This window comes from Promicromonospora sp. NPDC050880 (assembly GCF_044456525.1).
Classification (GTDB): domain Bacteria; phylum Actinomycetota; class Actinomycetes; order Actinomycetales; family Cellulomonadaceae; genus Promicromonospora.
Map to the genome: position 1 here is coordinate 125212 of NZ_JBITFV010000009.1, position 22224 is coordinate 147435.

Consider the following 22224-nt stretch of genomic DNA (forward strand, 5'->3'; position numbering starts at 1 on the left):
CAGCGCGGCCTGCTCACCGGAGTGCTCCGGCGGCCCGACGGCGGGGCCTCCCGGCCCGAACGTCGTCATGCCGGCCCCACCTGGAGGACGTGGGCCACCCGGACCTGCGGGTCGAGCCGGACCCAGGGATGGGCGCCCCAGCCGTAGGTCTCGCCCGAGAGCAGGTCGTGGGCCACGAAGAACGGGGCGTTGTCATCGCCCTCGGGTGCACTGAGGCCGAGGGCGGAGAGGTCCAGATGCACTACTGACTCCTGTGCGTTCCGGGGGTCCAGGTTCAGCACGACCACGATCACGTCGTCGTGTCGCGGGGCACGTCGACCGTTGCCCCCGGTACCCATGGTGCGGCCCGGGGGCGTCGCTGTCGCGCCCGACGCGTGATCGGCCGAGATCCGGCGCGAGTACGCGACCACCTGCCCGTTCGTGGTGGGGTGGACGGTCAGGTTGCGCAGCTGCCGCAGCGCGGGGTGCGCACGGCGGATGGCGTTCAGCTCGCCGAGCAGCAGGGCGATCCCGTACTCGTCGGCGCGGGCCCAGTCGCGGGGGCGGTACTCGTACTTCTCGTTGTCGATCTGCTCCTCGACGCCGGGGCGGGGGGTGCTCTCCACGAGCTCGTAGCCCGAGTAGATGCCCCAGGTCGGCGAGCCGGTCGCGGCCAGGACGGCCCGCGCGGCGAAGGCCGCCACCCCGCCGTGGGTCAGGTAGGGCGGCAGGATGTCGTGCGTGGTGGGCCAGAAGGAGGGGCGCAGCACCGAGCCGGCCGGACCGCTCACCTCGGCCAGGTACTCCTCCACCTCCTCCTTCGTGTTGCGCCAGGTGAAGTACGTGTACGACTGGTGGAACCCGATCCGGGCCAGCGTCAGCATCATCGCCGGCCTGGTGAACGCCTCCGAGAGGAAGATGACCTCGGGGTTGGTCGCGTGCACCTGCGCCAGCAGCCACTCCCAGAAGTCCAGCGGCTTGGTGTGCGGGTTGTCGACGCGGAACAGCGTGACCCCCCGGTCGATCCACGTGCGGATCACGTCCAGCACCGCCTGGTACAGGCCCTCGGGGTCCGTGTCGAAGCTGAGCGGGTAGATGTCCTGGTACTTCTTGGGCGGGTTCTCCGCGTACGCGATCGACCCGTCGGCCCGCACCACGAACCACTCCGGGTGCTCGGTCACCCACGGGTGGTCGGGGGAGCACTGCAGCGCGATGTCGAGCGCCACCTCCAGGCCCTCCGCCCGGGCGGCGGCGACGAACGCCCGGAAGTCGTCCTCGGTGCCCAGGTCGGGGTGGATGGCGTCGTGCCCGCCGTCCGCCGAGCCGATCGCGTACGGGCTGCCCGGGTCGCCCGGCTGCGCCTCCAGCGTGTTGTTGCGGCCCTTGCGGAACGTGGTGCCGATGGGGGAGACCGGCGTCAGGTACACGACGTCGAAGCCCATCGCCGCGATAGCCGGCAGCCGCTCGGCCGCCGTCGCGAACGTGCCCGACACCCACGTGCCGTCCTTCTTCTGGTACGCCCCCTCGGAGCGCGGGAACATCTCGTACCAGGAGCCCGCGAGCGCGAGCTGCCGCGACACCCGCAGCGGGTACGCCTCGGACGCCGAGACCAGCTCGCGCAGGGGCGCGCGCCGCAGCGCGGTGGTCACCTCGGGAGCGGTGGCGGCGGCGAACCGGGCCTCGGCCGGCCGCGTGGCGTCGGACAGCGCACGGCGGGCCGCGGCGAGCGCCCGGGCGTCGCGGGTCGTGCGGCCGGGTCCGACCAGCGGGTCCTTCGGGACGTCCCGGCAGATGCGCTCGAACAGGCGCACGCCCTCGGCCAGCATCAGGTCCACGTCGATGCCCGCGCCGATCTTGATCCCGGCGTCGTGCACCCACGTGGCGTACGGGTCCGACCACGCCTCGACGCGGAAGGTCCAGTCACCCTCGGCGTCGGGCTGCACCTCCCCGCGGAACCGGTCGAGCCCGGGCGCGACGTCGGCCATCGGCGCCCACGAGTGGTCCGACCCGTCGGGGGCGACGAGCACGGCGGTGGCGGACACGGCGTCGTGCCCCTCGCGGAAGACCGTGGCCTCGACCGGGACCACCTCGCCGACCACCGCCTTCGCAGGCCAGCGGCCCGCCTCGACGACAGGGGCGACCTCGAGGACGGGGATGCGGCCGATCCGGCCGGGACGCGTGTGCGGGCTCACCGGACCACGCTATCGACCGGTCCGGGTGACTCGCCTGCGGGGCACGCCGAGGTCCGGTGAACGTCGTCGGACGGGTCGGTGAAGCCCTCGGCAACAGGTGTGCTCGCCCCGAGGAGTGCGTAGTGTTCTGCCGGTGAGAGCGATCCGCAGATTCACCGTCCGCACGGTCCTCCCCGAGCAGCTCGCGGCGCTCGACGAGCTGGCCCAGAACCTCCGCTGGTCCTGGCACGCGCCCACGCGCGAGCTGTTCGCGAGCATCGACCCGGACCTCTGGTCCGACGTCCGCGGGGATCCCGTGGCGCTGCTCGCGGCCCTCGGCTCCGAGCGGCTGGAGGCGCTCGCGGCCTCCGAGGAGTTCACGGGCCGCGTGCGCGCGGCGTCCGACGACCTGCACCGCTACCTGCACGACCCGCGGTGGTACCAGCAGCAGCCCTCGGGCGCCGGGCTGCCGCGGGCGATCGCCTACTTCTCGCCCGAGTTCGGCATCACCTCGGTGCTGCCGCAGTACTCCGGCGGTCTGGGCATCCTGGCGGGCGACCACCTCAAGAGCGCGTCCGACATGGGCGTGCCCATCGTGGGCGTGGGCCTGCTGTACGGCGCCGGGTACTTCCGGCAGTCGCTCACCCGGGACGCCTGGCAGGTGGAGACCTACCCGCTGCTCGACCCGGACGGTCTGCCGCTCGCGGTGCTGCGCGAGGACGACGGCACGCCCGCCGTCGTCTCGCTCGACCTGCCCGGGGGCCGCACGCTCCACGCGCACGTCTGGGTGGCCGCCGTCGGCCGGGTGCCGCTGCTGCTGCTCGACTCGAACGTGCCCGAGAACGACGACGCGGCCCGCAAGGTGACCGACCGCCTGTACGGCGGCGGCGGCGAGCACCGCCTGCAGCAGGAGCTCCTGCTCGGCGTGGGCGGCGTGCGCGCGCTGCGTGCCTGGTCGCGCCTGACGGGGGCGCCCGAGCCGGAGGTGTACCACACCAACGAGGGCCACGCCGGCTTCCTCGGGGTCGAGCGGATCCGCGAGCTGGTCGGTGCCGGGCTCAGCGTCGGCGAGGCCCACGAGGCGGTCCGCGCGGCCACGGTCTTCACCACGCACACGCCGGTGCCGGCAGGCATCGACCGGTTCCCCAAGGAGCTGGTCAGCGCGTACTTCGGCGGCGACAACGAGATGCCCGGCGTGCCGGCCCAGACCGTGCTCGCGCTCGGCTCGGAGGACTACGACGGCGGCGACCCCACCGTGTTCAACATGGCCGTGATGGGCCTGCGGCTGGGCGGTCGCGCGAACGGCGTCTCGCTGCTGCACGGCCAGGTCTCCCGCGAGATGTTCGAGGGCCTGTGGCCCGGGTTCGACGCGCGCGAGGTGCCGATCACGTCCGTCACCAACGGCGTGCACTCGCCCACCTGGGTGGCGCCGCGGCTGGCCGCCGTCGAGGCGGAGCGGCTGGGCCTGGACGAGATCACGGCGCCCGAGGCGTCGGGCGGCTGGCTGGACGCGGGCCGCGTGTCCGACGCCGAGCTGTGGGCCCTGCGCGGTGAGATGCGCGCTGAGCTCGTGGCCGAGGCGCGGCGCCGGGTGCGCAAGTCCTGGCGCGAGCGCGGGGCGTCCCCGGCCGAGCTCGGCTGGGTCGACGACGTGCTGTCGCCCGACGTGCTCACCATCGGCTTCGCCCGCCGTGTGCCCACGTACAAGCGGCTCACGCTCATGCTGCGCGACCCGGAGCGGCTCAAGGCGCTCCTGCTGCACCCCGAGCGCCCGGTCCAGCTCATCGTGGCCGGCAAGTCGCACCCGGCCGACGACTCGGGCAAGCGGCTCATCCAGCAGCTCGTCCGGTTCGCCGACGACCCCGAGGTGCGGCACCGCATCGTCTTCCTGCCGAACTACGACATCGGCATGGCGCAGTCGCTGTACCCGGGCTGCGACGTCTGGCTGAACAACCCGCTGCGGCCCCTGGAGGCGTCGGGCACGTCCGGCATGAAGTCGGCGCTCAACGGCGGGCTGAACCTCTCCATCGAGGACGGCTGGTGGGCCGAGTGGTACGACGGCGAGAACGGCTGGGGCATCCCCACGGCCGACGGCGTCGAGGACGCCGACCGCCGCGACGACCTGGAGGCCGCCGCGCTGTACGACCTCGTGGAGTCGCAGGTGGCGCCCGCCTTCTACGACCGCACCGACGGCGTGCCGGGCCGCTGGCTGGAGATGGTGCGGCACACGCTGGCCACCCTGGGCCCCAAGGTCCAGGCCACGCGCATGGTCTCGGAGTACGTGCACGGGCTGTACGCCCCGGCCGCCGAGGCGGGCCGGGCGCTCGCCGCCGACGGGTTCGCCGCCGCCAAGGACCTCGCGGGCTGGAAGGCCCACGTGCGCGGCTCGTGGTCGCAGGTGCGCGTGGACCACGTCGAGTCGGCGGGCATCGGCGAGGCCGTCCGGGTGGGCGACCGCCTCACGGTGCGGGCGTACGTCTCGCTCGGCTCCCTGTCGCCCGACGACGTGGACGTGCAGGTGGTCCACGGGCGGGTGACCGAGGCCGACGTGATCGACGAGTTCACCGCCGAGCCCCTGGCCCTCGCCGAGTCCTACGAGGCCGGGCGGCACGCGTTCGGCGGCGAGGTCGAGCTGGAGACGTCGGGCCCCTTCGGCTACACGGTGCGCATCGTGCCGAGGCACCGGCACCTGACGAGCGTCGCGGAGCTGGGGCTGGTGGCCAACGCCTGAGCGGCGAGGGCTTGGGCCATGGGGCCGCTGCTTCGGTCAGCTCGGCCTCGGGGCTGTGGCTTCGGTCAGTTGCTTGGCTACGGGGCTGTGGCTTCGGTCAGCTGCTAGGCCACGAGGCTGTTACTTCGGTCAGCTGCTAGGCCACGGGGCCGCTGCTTCGGTCAGTTGCTTGGCCACGAGGCTGCTGCTTCGGTCAGCTGCTCGGCCTCGGGACTCGACTTCGGTCGCCTGCCTCCAGATCGGTCCCCTGATTGACCGAACTCGAGGCAAGGGACCGAAGTCGATCCGATTCGCGGGCATGTGACCGAGGTCAGGTTTTCCGCGGGCGGCGGGTGGGCCGCGGGGGGATCGGCTTGGCGGCTGCTATCTCCGCCGCGGCCACCTCCACCTCCGTCGGTTCGGCGCGCCCGGGTACCGGGTCGGTGCGCAGGCGCAGCCCCGCGTCCGAGACCTCGACGACGAAGCCGATCAGGTCGGTCCAGCGGTGGGCCGAGCCGCCGTCGGAGACGACCGGTCCGTCGGGCGTGAGGCGGCGTCGGACCACCACCCGCGTACCGGGTCGCAGGGCGCGCCAGCCACCCGCGGCGTCCGGCGGTGTAGCGAATGTCACGTGCGTTCTCTTTCCGCTGCGTGAGACCGGTCGGGATCTGCGGGTCTCCCGGGAGATACTAGGATCGCGCGGCAGGGCCGCCCACGCGGCCCGCGCAGTGCATGCCCCCCAGTCCGGAAGTGGAAGGACACCCTCGAAGTGACCTACGTGATCGCTCAGCCGTGCGTCGACGTCAAGGACCGGGCGTGCATCGAGGAGTGTCCCGTGGACTGCATCTACGAGGGCAGCCGCTCCCTCTACATCCACCCGGACGAGTGCGTGGACTGCGGCGCCTGCGAGCCGGTGTGCCCGGTCGAGGCCATCTACTACGAGGACGACGTCCCCGACGAGTGGAAGGACTACTACCGCGCGAACGTGGAGTTCTTCGACGACCTGGGTTCGCCCGGCGGCGCCGCGAAGATGGGCGTCATCGAGAAGGACGACCCGATGATCGCGGCCCTCCCGCCGCAGGCCTGACCTCGCACGCATGGGCCTGCACGACATCTCCGACCTGCCCTTCGCCTGGGACTCGCTCGACGACCTCACGGCGACGGCGAAGGCCCACCCCGGCGGCCTGATCAACCTCTCCATGGGCACGCCCGTGGACCCGACGCCGGACGTCGTGCGGCATGCGCTGGAGGCGGCGTCGAACGCGCCGGGCTACCCGCTGACGGCGGGGACGCCGGCGCTGCGGCAGTCGGTCGCGGACTGGTTCGCCCGGCGCCGTGGCGTGCCGGACCTCGACCCCGCCGCCGTGGTACCGACCATCGGCTCCAAGGAGCTCGTGGGCCTGCTGCCCGCCCTGCTGCACCTGGGTCCCGGTGACGTGGTGGTGCACCCGGCCGTGGCCTACCCGACCTACGTGGCGGGCATCCGGGCCGCCGGCGCCACGCCGCTCGCAGCCCACGACGTGGCCGACTGGGCGGGCCGCGACGACGTGCGCATGGTGTGGGTCAACTCACCCGGCAACCCGACGGGCCGCGTGCTCGACGTCGCGGCGCTGCGCGCCGTGGTCGAGGCGGCGCGGGCGATCGGCGCCGTGGTCGTCTCGGACGAGTGCTATGCCGAGCTGGCGTGGGACACGCCGTCGGGCAGCGTCCCGTCGATCCTGGACCCGCGCGTGTGCGGGGGATCGCACGAGGGTCTGCTGGCGGCGTACTCCCTGTCCAAGCAGTCCAACATCGCGGGCTACCGGGCGGCGTTCCTGGCGGGCGACCGTGCCCTGGTGACCGATCTCACGCAGACCCGCAAGCACCTGGGTCTCATCGTGCCCGCCCCGGTGCAGGCCGCGATGACGGCGGCCCTGTCGGACGACGAGCACGTCGCCGTTCAGCGCGACCTCTACGGGGCCCGGCGGGAGGCGCTGGCCGCGGCCGTCGTCGCGGCGGGGCTCGTCGTCGACGACTCGGAGGCCGGCCTGTACCTGTGGGTGGCCGCCCCGGACGGCCGATCCGGGCTCCAGGTCGCACAATGGTTCGCGGAGCGTGGCCTCCTCACCACGCCCGGGTACCTCTACGGCGACGACCGGCACACGCGCGTGGCACTGACCTCGACTGACGCGCAGATTGCCGATGCTGTGTCGCGCCTCACACAGGCTTGACCGACGGATTGGAAAAACGAGAGCTGGGCACGATACTGTCGTGGCCCCAGGTCGACGCTGCCCCGACTGCTTTCTTCGCCGCAGTGTCCCTCGTGCGCTCTTCAGGAAGGAAGACATGACCTCCACACCGGTGGACGGCTCGAGCCGCGTCGAGCTCGCCGTCAACGGAACCACTCACCCCCTGCCTGTCGTCGCCGCGAGCGAGGGCAACGACGGCATCGTGGTGTCGTCGCTGCTCAAGGACACGGGCCTGGTCACGGTCGATCCGGGTTTCATGAACACGGCGTCGTGCGAGTCGACGATCACCTACATCGACGGTGACGCCGGCATCCTGCGCTACCGCGGGTACCCCATCGACCAGCTCGCCTCGGGCTCGACCTTCCTCGAGGTCGCGTACCTGCTCATCTACGGCGAGCTGCCGAGCGCGGCCGACCTGGACTCCTTCACCGAGCGGGTCAACCGGCACACCCTGGTGCACGAGGACTTCCGTACGTTCATGGGAACGTTCCCTCGCAACGCGCACCCGATGGCGGTGCTGGCCTCCGCGGTGAACGCCCTGTCCACGTTCTACCCGGAGTCGCTCGACCCGACCGACGACGAGCAGGTCGACCTGGCCACCGTGCTGCTGCTGGCCAAGACCCGGACCATCACGTCCTACCTGCACCGGCGCCGCGTGGGCGAGCCGCTGCTGTACCCGGACTACTCGCGGGGCTACGTCGAGGACTTCCTGCGGATGACGTTCGCGACGCCGTACGAGGCCTACGAGGCCGACCCGGTGGTCGTGGACGCGCTGGAGAAGCTGCTGGTGCTGCACGCGGACCACGAGCAGAACTGCTCCACGTCCACGGTGCGCGTGGTCGGCTCCTCGAACGCGACGCTGTACGCGTCGGTGGCCGCGGGCGTCAACGCCCTGTCGGGCCCGGCGCACGGCGGGGCCAACGAGGCCGTGCTGACCATGCTGGAGAAGATCCGCTCGGGCGGCGAGACCGTCGAGACCTTCATGAACAAGGTCAAGAACAAGCAGGACGGCGTGCGCCTGATGGGCTTCGGCCACCGCGTGTACAAGTCCTACGACCCGCGCGCCGCGATCGTGAAGAAGTCGGCCGACGAGGTGCTCGACAAGCTCGGCGCCAAGGACGAGCTGCTGGACATCGCGCGCGGCCTGGAGGAGATCGCCCTCTCGGACGACTACTTCGTGGAGCGCAAGCTCTACCCGAACGTCGACTTCTACACGGGCCTCATCTACAAGGCCATGGGCTTCGAGCCGGCGATGTTCACGCCGCTGTTCGCGCTGGGCCGCATGCCCGGCTGGATCGCCCAGTGGCGCGAGATGATCAAGGACCCGCAGACCAAGATCGGCCGCCCGCGCCAGGTCTACACGGGTGCCACGGAGCGTCCGTACGTGCCGGTGGCGTCGCGCTAGTCCGCCTCTTCCGGGCCCCCGCCAGGCGAGGAAGTCCCGGGACCGCTGTGTCCCGGGACGTCCTCGCCGGACGGGGGCCCGCGTCGTGGCCGGCGTGACCTGATCGTTGCCCGCGGCGCCGGCTTTTTCGTCGTCCGTGTCACCGGCCCCGGCTAGTTTGGGCCCGTGAGTCGAGCCACCCTCCTAGCCCGCCGGTCGACGGCGCACCGCGGGCTGCTCGCGCTCGTCTGGCTGCTGGTCGCGGTGCTGACCGGGGCGCTGGGCGTGACGGTCGGCTGGACGCAGGCCGCCGCCACCGCGAGCGCCCGCGACGGGCTGCTGGCCGCCGAGCCGTCCGGTCGTGCGCTCCAGCTCTCCACCCGTCTCGCGGACGACGACGAGGCGGCCGCGCAGGACGCCCGCGTCCGGGAGGTGCTCGCCGGCCTGCTGGAGGGCGTGCCGCACCACGTCGCCTACGACGTGCGGACCGAGCCCCAGTACACGCGGGGCGCCGACGGCCGGGACCTGGGCCGCTGGTCGCTCGCGTTGCTGCCCGCCGCCACCCGGGACGCCGCCCTCGCCGGTGCGGGCGCCGACGGCGTCACGCTGGTCGACGGCGCCTGGCCCGTCGCGGCGGACGAGGCGGCGGTGCAGGCGGACGCCGCACGGGCCGCCGGGCTGGCCGTCGGGGACACGCTGCGCGTGGGTGTCGACCCGGACGAGCCGACGGCCACCGGCACGCCCGTCACCGTCGCGGCGACGTGGCGCGTGACCGACCCGGACGACGCCGTCTGGCTCGGCGACCCCACCGTGCTCACCGGGACGGACGGGGCCTACCCCGGTCCCGTCGTGGTGAGCGAGCAGGTCGTCGCGGAGCTGGGCACCGACCCGTTCGCGCGCTGGACCGTGGTGCCCGACGTCGCCGCGCTCACCCCCGCGCACCTGCCCGCCCTGGCGCGGCTCACCGGCCAGGCACAGGGCGTCCTGGGCGAGGACTCCGACGTCGCGCCCCGTGGGCTGACCGTCGCGGGCACCCTGGAGGTGACGGCCACCGACCTCGCGGACGCCCTGCGCGCGGCGGACGCCGTCGCCCTGGTGCCGCTGTGCCTGCTGGCGCTCGTCGGGCTGGTGGCCCTGGTGCAGGTCGCGCGGCTCCTGGCCGCCACCCGCGAGGGCGAGGTGTCGTTGCTCGTCTCCCGCGGGGCCGCGCCGGGCACGGTCACGGCGGCCGCGGCCGTCGAGGGCGTGCTGCTGGCGCTGACCGCCGCGGCGGCGGGCGGCGCGGCCGCGTGGGCGGCCCTGCTGCTCGTGGCCCGGGCGGACGCCGGTGCGGCGGTCTCCCTGGCGACGCCGCTGGTCGTCGCCCTGGTCGTGGCGGTCGCGGCGTCGCTGGTGCTCGTGCTCGTCGCGGCGCTCCAGGCCCAGGCGGCGGTGCGGCGGCAGGTGACCGACCGGTCGGGCCGGGTACGTCAGGTGGCCGCCCTGGGCACGGTCGTGCTGACGGTGGCCGCTGCCGCGGTGAGCCTGACGCAGCTTCTGCGGTACGGGTCCCCGCTGGTCACGACCCCCGGCGGCGCGACCACCGATCCGGCCGCGGCCGCCGCCCCGGCCCTCGTCCTGGCCGCGCTCGCGGTGGTGGCGATGGCGGTGCTCGGACCCGCCACGCGGCTGTGGGCCGGTCTGGCGGGGCGGTCGCGGGGCGTCGTCGGCCCGCTGGCCGCGTGGCAGGTGGCCCGGCGGATCGTGGTCTACGTGGTGCCCGTGGTCCTGCTCGTCCTGGCCGGCGGGTCGGCCGGCCTGGCCGGCGGGTACACGGGGACCGCCGAACGCCTGCGCGCCGACGTCGACGTGCTGGCGGTCGGTGCCGACGTGCGCGTGACCGCGCCGGAGAGCGGCCGTCTCGACGCCGTGCCGTACCTGCCGGGTGGCTCGGGCCCCGGTGACTCGGCCGTCGCGTCGGCGCCCGCGCTGTCCGCCACCGCGTACGCCGACAGCAAGCCGGTCACCCTGCTCGCGCTGCCCGCCGCCGCGTTGCCGCAGGTGGTCCGGGCTCCGGGCGACGTGCTCGACGTGCAGCGGCTGGCCACAAACCTGTCGACCGACGCCTTCGCCGACGCACCGGCCCTGCCGGACGGCGTCCGCGACGTCACCCTCACCGTGCGCGGCAGCATCCGGCCGCTCGACGGCTGGACCGAGCAGCCCGGACCGCCGCACGAGCTCGACGCGGCGCTCGTGCTCGCCACGCCCGACGGGACGCTCGCCACGGTCCCGCTCGGGCAGCTGACCGCGGGCGACGGGACCGCCGGCACCCTGGGCGAGGCCGAGACCGAGCACGCGCTGACCGGCGACGTCCCGCCCGCGCCCGCGGGGCAGGCGTGGCGGGTGGCCGGCCTGGACCTGGACACCCGGCCCGGCTGGTCCGCGGCGGAGCTGACCCTGTCGGTGGCCGGCCTGGTGGCGGACGGGACACCCGTGGCGGACGCCGCATGGACGCCGTCGGAGACCCTCGACGGTGCGGGCCTGGAGCTGAGCCCGGACGCGCCGCCCGGGACCGCGGAGCTGACCATGCCGCTCGGCGGCGCCGCGACCGGCGCGAGCCGCCTGCGCCTCCTGACCACGCCTGATCCCGGGCCGGTGCCCCTGCTCGCCTCGACCTCCCTGACGGACACGCTGGGCATCGCGCCGGGGGACACGTTCGAGCTGACCCTGGGCGGCACGCGGCTGCCGGTGGTCGCGGCGGCGTCGGCGGGCACGGTGCCCGGGGCGCTCGACCTGTACGCCGCGCTGCTGGACCGAGGTGCGCTGGCCACCCTGCTCGTGCGCGACGTGAGCGACCCGCTGCTGACCAGCGAGGTCTGGCTCGCCGCCGGACCGCCGGGCGGCCCCGCACCCGCGGCCGCCGTGACCCGACTGGCCGACGAGGCGACGGCCGAGGCGGGCAGGTCCGCGGGCCGCGAGCAGCCCGGCGTCCTGACCCCCGGTTCCGGGGCCGCGGACGCGGCCGTACCGGTGCGCGTCTCGTTCTGGCTCGCTGCCGCCGGTGCGACGGTGCTGGCCCTGGCCGGCGTGCTCGCGGTGGCCGTCGCCACCCTGCGCGAGCGGCGTGGTGAGGTGGTCGTGCTGCGTGCCGTCGGGCTCGGTCCCGTCGCCCAGGCCCGGTCGCGGGTCACGGAGCTGGTGACGGTCGGCCTGGCGGCGCTCGTCGTGGGCGCCGTCGCGGGCTGGGCCGTGGCGCGCCTGCTGGCCGGGGGCCTCGCCGCCGCGACCCTCACCGGCATCGGCACGGCCCCGCCCGCCCGGTTCGTCCTCGAGACGACCGGGACCGGTCTGGTGCTGGCGGCCGCCGTGGCCGGGCTCGTGCTGGTCGCCACCGGCGTGGGCGCGCGCGTGGCCGCACAGGCTCGTGACACCACCTACCGCGAGGAGGTCCGCTGATGGGGGCACTGTCCGGGCTGGGCCTGCTCGCGCGGCGCCAGCTACGCACCTCCTGGGGCGCGACGGCGACGCTCGGCCTGGTCGCGTTCCTCGCGGCGGGTGTGCTCTCGACGGCACCCCGGGCCGTCTCGGCGATGCACGCCGACCAGGTGGTCTACGAGACGGCCGCGGCGTCGGGACCGGCGCGTGACGTGATCTCCGTGGTCGGGGCCGTCCCCGGTCAGCCGATGAGCGGCATGTTCTACGACCCGGGCCAGGCCGGGTCCGGTGTGCCGGACGAGCCGGACTGGGCGCCCTTCACCGAGAACCTGGACGCGGTGCGTGCCGAGACGCCCGAGCCGTTGCGTTCGGCGATGGGGGCCCCGCGCTTCCACGTCACCTCGACGGACCCCGCCTACACCCGCCCGGTGCCCCGGTCGGAGCTGGCCGAGGCCAAGGTCTTCCTCCGCGCCGCCACCGACGTGGACCAGCACGCCGAGCTCGTCGAGGGACGCTGGCCGGCCGCCACCGCGGAACCCGTCGTCGACGGCGAGGACCAGCCCCTGGGACAGCCCACCCGCCCGGCCCCGCCGGTCGAGGTGGCGGTCTCGCGCGCCGTGGCCGACACCTACGGCTGGGAGCTGGGCGGCCGGTACGACAACCTCGCCGGCGTCGGTGTGGTCGCCCTGGCCGACCGCTACCCGTCGCTCGTGGTGACGGGCATCTTCGAGACCGGCGACCCGGACGCCGACTACTGGCTGCACCACGCCCTCGCGGCCCGTGCCTCGGTCGTCGCCGACCCCAACCGCGGGCTGCTCGGCACGGCCACGGCCTACGTGAACCCGGCCATGATCACACCGGTCACGCTCGGCATGGCCGAGACCCGGGTGTGGTACCCGGTGGACACCGACGGCGTGACCGCCGCCGCCGTGCCGGAGCTCCTGGCGCAGGTCAACGGCCAGTCGGCGCAGACGTTCCTCGTGCCGGCCGGTCCGGACGACCCGGCGCCCCTCCAGCTGCGGCCCGCGAGCCGGCTGGGCGAGATCCTGGAGCGCCTGCTCGCGCAGCGCACCGGCGTCGACGCCATCGTGGCCGTCCTCGCCGTCGGGCCGCTCGGGGCCACGCTCGCCGTGCTCGCCCTGGGGGCGCGCCTCGTCGTGGACCGGCGGCGCCCGGCGCTCGCCCTGCTGCGGGCGCGCGGCGCCTCCGGCACGCAGCTCCGTCTGCTCATGGGCGGCGAGGGGCTCGTCGTGGGTCTCGGCTGCGCCGCCCTCGGGTTCGCGGCCGGGCTGGCCGTCACGACGGCCGCGGGCGTGACCTCGCCCGTCACGGTGAGCCAGGTGGGGCTCGCGCTCGCGGCGGGACTCGCCCCCGCGCTCGCCCTTGCGCTGGCGACCTCGCCCGCGGGCCTGCGCCCGACCCGGAGCGATCTCGCGCCGCGCTCCCGCAGCCGGGTGCGCTGGGTGCTGGAGCTGCTCGTGGTCGCCGGGGCCGTGCTGGCCAGCTGGCTGCTGCTGTCCCGGGGCGTCGTCGCGGGAGCAGGCGGCGGCTCCGGCGTCGACCCGCTGGTCGCGGCGGCCCCGCTGCTGGTGTCCCTCGCGCTGACCCTGCTCGCGGTGCGGGCCTACCCGTGGCTGGCCCTCGCGGTCGAGCGGGCGCTCGCGCCGCGTCGCGACCTGGTCCCGTTCCTGGGCGCGGCACGAGCCACGCGCGACCCGGCGGGCGGGCCGGTGCCGGCGGTCGCCCTCGTGCTGGCCGTGGCGGTCGCCGCCACCTCGGCGGTGCTGTACTCCACCGTGTCGGGTGGCATCGTCCGCGAGGCGTGGAGCGCGACCGGGGCCGACCTGCGGGTCTCCGGGCCCATCGTCGACGAGAGCGGCGCCGGCCAGATCGCCGCGCTCGACGGCGTCGACGCGGTCACCCCGGTCGCCGACGTGGGCGACGCCGTGCTGCAGGGCGAGGGGTCGGCGCCCCGCGCGCGGGTGTACACGGTGGACGCGGAACGGCTCGCGCAGGTCCAGCAGGACGTCGCGGGCAGTCCTGAGACGCTCGCGGCGCTCACCGGGCCGGACGGCCCGGACGCAGCGGTACCCGTCATCCTCACCCGCGGTGCCGCCGGCCCCGGCGTCGCCCCGGGGACCACGGGGATCACGCTGGCGACCCAGGAGGGGAGCGTGCCCGTCGTGGTGGTCGACGTGGTCGACGAGCTGCCCGGCCTGCCCGCCGGCCGCGCGCTGGTGCTCGCCGACACCGAGCGTCTGGAGCTGGGCACCGGCGACAGCTCCTTCGCCCGCCTCGCGCTGGTCGGCCTGTCCGACGACGCCGACCGCGCGGCCGTGACCGCCGAGATCTCGCGGCTGCTGCCGTCGGCAGTGGTCGAGGACCCGGACCAGGAGGCCGACGCCCTGCGCGCGGCCCCGGTCTCGGCCGGGCTGGTGGCCGCGTTCGTGCTGGCCGTGGTGCTGGCGGCCCTGCTCTGCGTGGCCGCGGTCGTGATGACCCTGATGCTCGCGGCCCCGGCGCGGGCCCGGTTGCTCGCCGTGCTGCAGACGCTCGGCATGTCGTCGCGCCAGGGGCGCGGGCTCGTGGGGTGGGAGATCGGGCCGTGGGCCGTGATCGCGCTCCTGGTGGGCGCGGTGCTCGGGGTGGCGGTGCCGTCGCTCGTGCTGGCGGCGGTGGACGTCACCGCCCTGACCGGCGGGGTGACCCAGCCGAGGCCGGAGTACGACCCGGTGCTGCTCGGCGCGGCGGCCGCGGGCTTCCTTGTCGCCGTGCTGGCCGCGGTCGGTGTCGCCGCCGCGCTCGGCCGGCGCGGCGAGGTGGCGGCCCAGCTCCGGATGGGAAGCAATGACTGAGGAGGGAGACGCGATGAGCACGACCATCGAGCTGACCGGCGGCGCCCCGGCGTCGGCCGCCCGTGCGGGTGGGGGCGAGATCCGGTGCGGCGACCTGGTGCGGATCTTCGCCACCGACGGCGTCGAGGTCCAGGCGCTGCAGGGCCTGACCCTGAGCGTCGACCCGGGCGAGATCGTGGCCGTCGTGGGCGCGTCCGGCTCCGGCAAGTCCACGCTGCTGACCATCCTCTCCGGCCTGGACACACCGACGGGCGGGTCCGCGGTGGTGGCGGGGACCGACCTGCTCACCATGGGACACGCCGAACGGGTGCGGTACCAGCGGTCGACCGTGGGTTTCGTGTGGCAGCAGACCTCCCGCAACCTGCTGCCGTACCTCACGGCGAGCGAGAACGTGCGGCTCCCGCTGGAGCTGGCCGGCACGCTGCCCCGGCGCGACCGCGCGCGTCGCGTCGAGGATCTGCTCGAGCTGCTGGAGGTGGGCCACGTGGCCGGGCGGCGACCGGGCGAGATGTCCGGTGGTGAGCAGCAGCGCACCGCCATCGCGGTCGCGGTGGCCAACGACCCGCGCGTGCTGCTGGCCGACGAGCCCACGGGTGAGCTCGACGAGGCGACCTCGGTCGAGGTGCTGGAGGCCCTGCGCGGCGTGAACCGGGAGACGGGCGTGACCACGCTGATCGTCACCCACGACCCGACGGTGTCCGAGCACGTGGCGCGCACCGTCCAGATCCGCGACGGCCGGACGTCCACGGAGACGCTGCGCCGCACGGAGGTGGACGAACACGGCACCGAACGGCACGTCGCCGAGGAGTTCGCGGTGGTCGACCGGGTGGGGCGCCTGCAGCTCCCGCAGGACTTCGTGCACGCGCTCGACCTGCGTGACCGCGTGCGGCTGGCCCTGGAGCCGGACCACGTCGGGGTGTGGCCGGCGGCGCCGGGTGCCACCACCGGGCGGACAGAGGCCGGGCGCACGGAGACCGGACGTACGGAGACCGGACGTACAGAGGCCGGACGTACAGAGGCCGGACGTACAGAGGCCGGACGTACAGAGGCCGGACGCACCGGGACCGAGGAGGACCGATGACCACGACGACGTCCGCGCGCACCGTGCTGCGCGCCGAGGGGCTCACCCGGGTGTTCGGTACCGGCGCGGGCGAGGTGCACGCCCTGACGGACGCGTCGGTGGAGGTCGCCGCCGGTGAGCTGCTGGTGGTGCGCGGCCCGTCGGGCTCGGGCAAGACCACGCTGCTGAACCTGCTCGGGGGACTGGACCGGCCCACGTCGGGTGGCGTGTGGCTGGGCGACGCGGAGCTGACGGCGCTGGGGGAGAAGGCGGTGCTCGCCGCGCGGCGCGACCGGATCGGCTACGTGTTCCAGTCGTTCGGGCTGGTGCCGGTGCTCTCGGCGGCCGAGAACGTGGAGGTGCCCCTGCGTCTGCGGCGGACGGCCCCGGCCGAGCGCGCCCGGCGGGTGGCCGAGGCCCTTGCGGCCGTGGGCCTGAGCGGGCACGCGAAGCAGCGTCCGTACGAGCTGTCGGGCGGGCAGCAGCAGCGGGTGGGTATCGCGCGGGCACTCGTGGCCGAACCCGAGGTGCTGCTCGCCGACGAGCCCACCGGACAGCTCGACTCCGCCACCGCGGCGGTCGTGATGGACCTGCTGGCCCGGGTGGTGCACGAACGCGGGGTGGCGGCCGTCGTCTCCACGCACGACCCCGAGCTGATGGCGCGGGCGGACCGGGTGGTGGAACTGCACGACGGGCGGGTGAAACCAGCCGCTGACGGGTGAAATTCCTGGTGGACGGCCTCACGGCGGCTTTGTTACGGGTGTGAGAACCACCTGGTCAGAACTGTTACCCGGTGTTACCCGTGCATACCGAGATGGTCACAACTCGGTGGCGTTTCCCCGGTGGTGGTCATCACCATTCGCGCGGAGCGGTTACGTTAGGTCGTGATACCACGGGGCGCAACGAAGCGCCCGCATCACTCCGGACGGCACCCGCCGGACCGGGGTGTACTGCTACCCAGGAGGACACGTGACACCTCGAAAGCGACTTGTGGGGCTCGGCGCGTTCGCGCTCGCCTCGTCGCTCGTGCTGACCGCTTGCGGCGGTGGCGGCGGCGATGACACCGGCGACGGCGGCGCCAGCACCGGCATCGTGACGGTCGGCAACGGTGAACCGCAGAACCCGATCATCCCCACCATGACCAACGAGACCTTCGGGTCCAAGGTCACGAGCAACATCTTCGCCGGTCTCGTCTACTACGACGCCGAGGGCGTCGTGCACAACGAGGTCGCGGAGTCGATCGAGTCGGACGACAACCAGGTCTGGACGATCACGCTCAAGGACGGCTGGGAGTTCTCGGACGGCACGCCGGTCACGGCACAGAGCTTCGTGGACGCCTGGAACTACGGCGCCTACGGCCCCAACGCGCAGAACCTGAGCTACTTCTTCGAGCCCATCGAGGGCTTCGCGGACGTCCAGGTCCCCACGGACGACGCCGGTGAGCCCACCGGTGAGGACCCCGCCGCCGACACGCTGTCGGGCCTCGAGGTCGTCAGCGACACCGAGTTCACGGCGACGCTCTCGCAGCCGGAGTCCGACTTCCCGCTGCGGCTGGGCTACTCGGCCTTCTACCCGCTGCCCGAGTCGTTCTTCGACGACCCGGAGGCGTTCGGCGAGGACCCGATCGGCAACGGCCCCTACGTCCTGGAGAACTGGGAGCACAACTCGCTGATCGAGCTGCGCCCGAACGAGACGTACGCGGGCGAGCGCGAGGTCCAGAACGGTGGTGTCGACCTGGTCGCCTACACCGACGAGGACTCGGCGTACAACGACCTGCTCGACGGCAACCTGGACATCGTCACCAACGTCCCGGCCTCCGCCTTCGGCACGTTCGAGGACGAGCTGGGCGACCGCGCCGTCAACCAGCCGGCCGCCGTCATCCAGGTCATCAACGTCCCGGAGTACAACGAGAAGCTCGCCGGCGAGGCCGGCCTGCTGCGCCGTCAGGCCATCTCGATGGCGATCGACCGTGAGGCCATCACCGAGACGGTGTTCTCCGGCTCGCGCACCCCGGCCACCGACTTCACCTCGCCGGTGATCAACGGCTGGAGCGAGGACCTCGAGGGCAACGAGGTGCTCGACTACAACCCGGAGGAGGCCAAGGCGCTCTGGGACCAGGCCGAGGAGATCGAGCCGTGGGGTGACGAGCCCCTGTACATCGCGTCCAACGCGGACAGCGACCACCAGTCGTGGATCGACCCGACCTGCAACGGTATCCGCGACACGCTCGGCATCGACTGCGAGTTCGACGCCTACCCCACGTTCGACGAGTTCCTCGACGCGCGTGACAACGAGGAGATCAAGGGTCTCTTCCGCGGCGGCTGGCAGGCCGACTACCCGGCCATGAGCAACTTCCTCGGCCCGATCTACGGCACGGGCGCCGGCTCGAACGACATGGGCTACTCGTCCGAGGAGTTCGACGCCAAGATGACCGAGGCGAACGGCGAGTCCGACCCGGACACCGCCATCGAGCTCTACAAGGAGGCCCAGACGATCCTGTTCCAGGACCTGCCGGGTATCCCGCTCTGGTACAACAACGCGACCGGCGGCTGGTCCGAGGCCGTGGACAACGTCGTGTTCGGCTGGGACAGCGACCCGATCCTGTACCAGGTGACCAAGTCGGAGTGAGCCTGATCACGACCGGACCCCCGGTGTGACGCTCCGCTCCAGGTGAGGCGGGGTACGCGCGACGCGTACCCCGCCTTCCACTGTGCTGTGGCGCACCACCGCGGAGTTGTCCGGGAGAATGGTTCGCTGACACCGCCCAAGGAGAATTCTCGATGCTTTGGTATCTCGGACGCCGGCTGCTGCAGGTGATCCCTGTGTTTCTCGGCGCCACCCTCTTGCTGTACGCGCTGGTGTTCCTGCGTCCCGGTGACCCCGTGGCGGGCCTGGGCGGTGAGCGCGGGCTGCCCGAGGCCGTGCAGCAGCAGATCCGCGCCCAGTTCCACCTGGACCAGCCGTTCATCGTGCAGTACCTGTACTTCCTGAAGGGCATCTTCACCTTCGACCTCGGCAACACCTTCACCGGCCGCCCTGTGGCGGAGGTCGTGGCGGAGGCGCTGCCCATCACGTTCCAGCTCGCGATCATGGCGCTCGCGATCGAGACGATCTTCGGCATCGGCTTCGGCCTCTTCGCCGGCCTGCGCAAGGGCAAGCTCTTCGACTCGACGGTGCTGGTGTTCAGCCTGCTGCTCATCGCCCTGCCGACGTTCGTCACCGGCCTGGTGCTGCAGATCGTCGTGGGTGTCCAGCTCGACTGGCTGCCCGTCACCGCCGGACGAGATCCCGACTTCGTCAGCCTGCTGATGCCCGCCATCGTGCTGGCCACCACGTCGTTCGCCCAGATCCTGCGTCTGACCCGCACCTCGGTGATCGAGAACGTCACCGCCGACTTCGTGCGCACCGCGCGGGCCAAGGGCCTGTCGCGCGGCAAGGTGGTCAACCGGCACGTGCTGCGCAACTCGCTGATCCCCGTCGTCACCTTCATCGGCGTGGACCTGGGCAACCTGATGACCGGCTCGATCGTCACCGAGGGCATCTTCAACATCCGCGGCGTCGGCGGCACGCTGTTCGAGGCGATCGCGCGCGGGGAGTCGGTCACGATCGTGACGATGTCCACCGTGATCGTGCTCGTCTACATCGTCGCCAACCTGCTCGTGGACCTGCTCTACGCCGTCCTGGACCCGAGGATCCGTTATGCCTGAGAACCGCTACGACAAGGCCCCGCGTCCGGGCCAGGGCCGCTACGTGGCCGCACCGGAGGACGTCAAGGTCGGCGTGGTCGACGCCGTCTCGACCGACGAGGCGCCGTCGAGCATGTGGCGCGAGGCGTGGCGCGAGATGAGCCACCGGCCGCTGTTCTGGGTGTCCATCACCATGATCGTGATCGTCATCGTGGTCTCGATCGCGCCGGGCCTGTTCACCTCCCAGCTCCCGCGCGACAACTGCGTGCTGTCGAACTCGCTGCTCCCTCCGTCGGGCGAGCACTTCTTCGGTACCGACAAGAACGGCTGTGACATCTACACGCGCACGTTGTTCGGCGCGCGGGCATCGGTGCTCGTCGGCCTGCTCACCACGGCTTTCGTCGTCGTGCTCGGCACGGCCATCGGCGCCATCGCCGGCTACTACGGCGGCTGGACCGACACCATCCTGTCGCGCATCACGGACATCTTCTTCGCCGTGCCGTTCGTGCTCGCCGCGATCGTGATCCTGAGCATCGTGCCCTCGCGCAGCGCGTTGGCCGTGGCGCTCGTGCTGGCGTCCTTCGGCTGGACCACGATCGCCCGCATCACGCGTGGCGCCGTGCTCAGCGTGAAGAACAACGAGTTCGTCACCGCGTCGAAGGCGCTCGGCATGAGCCGCGGCGCGATCCTCTGGCAGCACGTGCTGCCGAACTCCGCGGCGCCGATCATCGTGTACTCCACGGTGGCGCTCGGTACGTTCATCGTGGCCGAGGCCACGCTGACGTTCCTCGGCATCGGCCTCGACCCGTCGACGGTCTCGTGGGGCGGTGACCTCTCCAACGGGCGGTCCTCGATCCGCACCAACCCGGAGATCATGTTCTACCCGGCCGCCGCACTCGCCTTCACCGTGCTCGGCTTCATCATGCTGGGCGACGTCGTGCGCGACGCCCTCGACCCGAAGGCGAGGAAGCGATGACCACCACGATCACCCTCACCGACGGTTCCACCGAGGACGCCCCGGTGCCCGCCGAGAAGCGCGACGACAACACCCCGCTGCTCGAGATCAAGGATCTGCAGATCTCGTTCACCACGGCGACCGGCGTCGTCGACGCCGTGCGCGGCGTGGACCTCACCGTCTACCCGGGCCAGTCCGTGGCCATCGTGGGCGAGTCGGGTTCCGGCAAGTCCACCACCGCGCACGCGATCATCGACCTGCTGCCGGGCACCGGCAAGGTGACCGGCGGGTCCATCACGTTCGGCGGCCGCGAGCTCGTGGGGCTCAAGCGCCGGCAGGTCGAGGACATCCGCGGCCGCGAGATCGGCCTGGTCCCGCAGGACCCGATGTCCAACCTGAACCCGGTGTGGCGCATCGGCACGCAGATCGACGAGGCACTGGTGGCCAACGGCTTCCAGGGCAGCAAGGCGGAGCGCACCGCGCGCGTCGCCGAGCTGCTCGGCGAGGCCGGCCTGCCCGACGCCGAGCGCCGGGCCCGCCAGTTCCCGCACGAGTTCTCCGGCGGCATGCGGCAGCGTGCGCTCATCGCGATCGGCCTGGCCTCGCGGCCCAAGCTGCTCATCGCGGACGAGCCGACGTCCGCCCTCGACGTGACGGTCCAGAAGAAGATCCTGGACCACCTGGAGGGCCTCACCGCCGAGCTCGGTACGGCCGTCCTGTTCATCACGCACGACCTGGGTCTGGCCGCCGAGCGCGCCGAGCACCTCGTGGTGATGTACAAGGGCAAGGTCGTCGAGTCGGGCCCGGCGCTGCAGATCCTCCAGGACCCGCAGCACGAGTACACCAAGCGGCTCGTGGCCTCGGCCCCGTCGCTGGCGTCGCGTCGCATCCAGTCCGCGCACGCGCGCGGCCAGGAGTCCGAGGACCTGCTCGCCGAGCACGCCGACGAGGCCGCCACGACGGCGCCCGACGTCGTCGTGGCGAAGGACCTGACCAAGGTGTTCCACATCCGTGGCTCCCGGCCGGGTACGCACACCGACTTCACGGCGGTGGACGGTATCGACTTCACGCTGCCCAAGGGTCACACGCTGGCCCTGGTGGGGGAGTCGGGCTCCGGCAAGTCGACGGCGGCCAACATGGTGCTGGGACTGCTCGAACCGACGTCGGGCACGGTGATGTTCGACGGCAAGGACGTGGCGAAGATGTCCGCGAAGGAGCAGTTCGCGCTGCGCCGTCGCGTGCAGCCGGTGTTCCAGAACCCGTACGGGTCGCTCGACCCGACGTACTCGATCTACCGCTCGATCGAGGAGCCGCTCGTCCTGCACAAGGTGGGCGACCGCAAGTCCCGCGAGGCGCGCGTGCGCGAGCTGCTCGACATGGTGTCGCTGCCGCAGGCCACCATGCGCCGGTTCCCGAACGAGCTGTCGGGCGGGCAGCGGCAGCGCATCGCCATCGCGCGTGCGCTGGCGCTCAAGCCCGAGGTGCTGGTGCTCGACGAGGCCGTCTCGGCGCTCGACGTGCTGGTCCAGGCGCAGATCCTGACGCTGCTCAACGACCTGCAGGCCGAGCTGGGGCTGTCCTTCCTGTTCATCACGCACGACCTCGCGGTGGTCCGGCAGATCGCCGACCTCGTCGCGGTGATGAAGGACGGCAGCATCGTGGAGCACGCGACCACCGACGAGGTGTTCGACAACCCGCAGCAGGAGTACACGCGCGACCTCCTGGCGGCCATCCCGGGCGCGAGCCTGGAGATCGGCGGCTGACCGCTTCCTCCGCGCACGT

Annotated in this window: 14 protein-coding genes; 12 read left to right on the forward strand and 2 right to left on the reverse strand. The window is 73.0% G+C overall.

The features are described from left to right. Positions 1–65 precede the first annotated feature (65 nt). Positions 66–2171, reverse strand: coding sequence for a maltotransferase domain-containing protein (locus ACIBBF_RS16125; protein ID WP_397415087.1), 2106 nt, complete (start codon positions 2169–2171; stop codon positions 66–68). Positions 2172–2304: 133 nt separating this feature from the next. On the opposite strand from ACIBBF_RS16125, the gene glgP reads away from it, so the two are divergent. Further along, positions 2305–4881, forward strand: coding sequence for an alpha-glucan family phosphorylase (gene glgP, locus ACIBBF_RS16130; protein ID WP_397415089.1), 2577 nt, complete (start codon positions 2305–2307; stop codon positions 4879–4881). A gap of 310 nt (positions 4882–5191) precedes the next feature. On the opposite strand, the gene ACIBBF_RS16135 is transcribed toward glgP, so the two are convergent. Further along, a complete protein-coding gene (locus ACIBBF_RS16135; RefSeq protein WP_397415091.1) occupies positions 5192–5491 on the reverse strand; it encodes a DUF6725 family protein in 300 nt (99 codons plus the stop codon). A 138-nt stretch (positions 5492–5629) separates the two neighbouring features. On the opposite strand from ACIBBF_RS16135, the gene fdxA reads away from it, so the two are divergent. The 11 genes from fdxA (at position 5630) to ACIBBF_RS16190 (ending at position 22205) form a co-directional block, all read left to right on the forward strand. Continuing rightward, positions 5630–5947 carry a ferredoxin gene (fdxA, locus tag ACIBBF_RS16140; RefSeq protein ID WP_020017584.1) on the forward strand — a complete coding sequence of 106 codons (318 nt, stop codon included), beginning with the start codon at positions 5630–5632 and terminating at the stop codon, positions 5945–5947. Positions 5948–5957: 10 nt separating this feature from the next. Next, complete coding sequence (dapC, locus tag ACIBBF_RS16145) at positions 5958–7070, forward strand: succinyldiaminopimelate transaminase (protein ID WP_397415093.1); 1113 nt, start codon at positions 5958–5960, stop codon at positions 7068–7070. A gap of 115 nt (positions 7071–7185) precedes the next feature. Next, the gene (locus ACIBBF_RS16150) at positions 7186–8493 is read left to right on the forward strand and encodes a citrate synthase (RefSeq protein WP_397415095.1); all 1308 of its coding nucleotides are present in this window, start codon (positions 7186–7188) and stop codon (positions 8491–8493) included. 165 nt (positions 8494–8658) lie between these two features. Continuing rightward, entirely contained in the window at positions 8659–11907 is a 3249-nt protein-coding gene (locus tag ACIBBF_RS16155; protein ID WP_397415097.1) for an FtsX-like permease family protein, read from the forward strand. Beyond that, positions 11907–14741, forward strand: a complete 2835-nt coding sequence (locus ACIBBF_RS16160) for an FtsX-like permease family protein (protein ID WP_397415100.1) — start codon at positions 11907–11909, stop codon at positions 14739–14741. The genes ACIBBF_RS16155 and ACIBBF_RS16160 overlap by 1 nt, the downstream gene beginning before the upstream one ends. Before the next feature lie 13 nt (positions 14742–14754). Next, on the forward strand, positions 14755–15822 hold the full coding sequence (locus ACIBBF_RS16165) for an ABC transporter ATP-binding protein (RefSeq protein ID WP_397415102.1): 1068 nt from the start codon (positions 14755–14757) through the stop codon (positions 15820–15822). Next, complete coding sequence (locus ACIBBF_RS16170; RefSeq protein ID WP_397415104.1) at positions 15819–16523, forward strand: ABC transporter ATP-binding protein; 705 nt, start codon at positions 15819–15821, stop codon at positions 16521–16523. The genes ACIBBF_RS16165 and ACIBBF_RS16170 overlap by 4 nt, the downstream gene beginning before the upstream one ends. 247 nt (positions 16524–16770) lie before the next feature. Further along, positions 16771–18429 (forward strand): ABC transporter substrate-binding protein, encoded by a 1659-nt coding sequence (locus tag ACIBBF_RS16175; protein WP_397415106.1) that lies wholly within the window; start codon positions 16771–16773, stop codon positions 18427–18429. A gap of 152 nt (positions 18430–18581) precedes the next feature. Then, a complete protein-coding gene (locus ACIBBF_RS16180; RefSeq protein WP_397415108.1) occupies positions 18582–19508 on the forward strand; it encodes an ABC transporter permease in 927 nt (308 codons plus the stop codon). Then, a complete protein-coding gene (locus ACIBBF_RS16185; protein WP_397415110.1) occupies positions 19501–20463 on the forward strand; it encodes an ABC transporter permease in 963 nt (320 codons plus the stop codon). The genes ACIBBF_RS16180 and ACIBBF_RS16185 overlap by 8 nt, the downstream gene beginning before the upstream one ends. Continuing rightward, positions 20460–22205, forward strand: a complete 1746-nt coding sequence (locus ACIBBF_RS16190) for a dipeptide ABC transporter ATP-binding protein (RefSeq protein ID WP_397415112.1) — start codon at positions 20460–20462, stop codon at positions 22203–22205. Before ACIBBF_RS16185 ends, ACIBBF_RS16190 begins: the two co-directional genes overlap by 4 nt. Positions 22206–22224 lie beyond the last annotated feature (19 nt).

Excerpts from the sequence above, each read along its gene's own strand:
- ACIBBF_RS16180 (WP_397415108.1), top strand. The coding sequence starts at position 18,582 with ATGCTTTGGTATCTCGGACGCCGGCTGCTGCAGGTGATCCCTGTGTTT.
- ACIBBF_RS16165 (WP_397415102.1), top strand. The coding sequence starts at position 14,755 with ATGAGCACGACCATCGAGCTGACCGGCGGCGCCCCGGCGTCGGCCGCC.
- dapC (WP_397415093.1), top strand. The coding sequence starts at position 5,958 with ATGGGCCTGCACGACATCTCCGACCTGCCCTTCGCCTGGGACTCGCTC.
- ACIBBF_RS16185 (WP_397415110.1), top strand. The coding sequence starts at position 19,501 with ATGCCTGAGAACCGCTACGACAAGGCCCCGCGTCCGGGCCAGGGCCGC.
- ACIBBF_RS16160 (WP_397415100.1), top strand. The coding sequence starts at position 11,907 with ATGGGGGCACTGTCCGGGCTGGGCCTGCTCGCGCGGCGCCAGCTACGC.
- ACIBBF_RS16170 (WP_397415104.1), top strand. The coding sequence starts at position 15,819 with ATGACCACGACGACGTCCGCGCGCACCGTGCTGCGCGCCGAGGGGCTC.
- ACIBBF_RS16150 (WP_397415095.1), top strand. The coding sequence starts at position 7,186 with ATGACCTCCACACCGGTGGACGGCTCGAGCCGCGTCGAGCTCGCCGTC.
- ACIBBF_RS16190 (WP_397415112.1), top strand. The coding sequence starts at position 20,460 with ATGACCACCACGATCACCCTCACCGACGGTTCCACCGAGGACGCCCCG.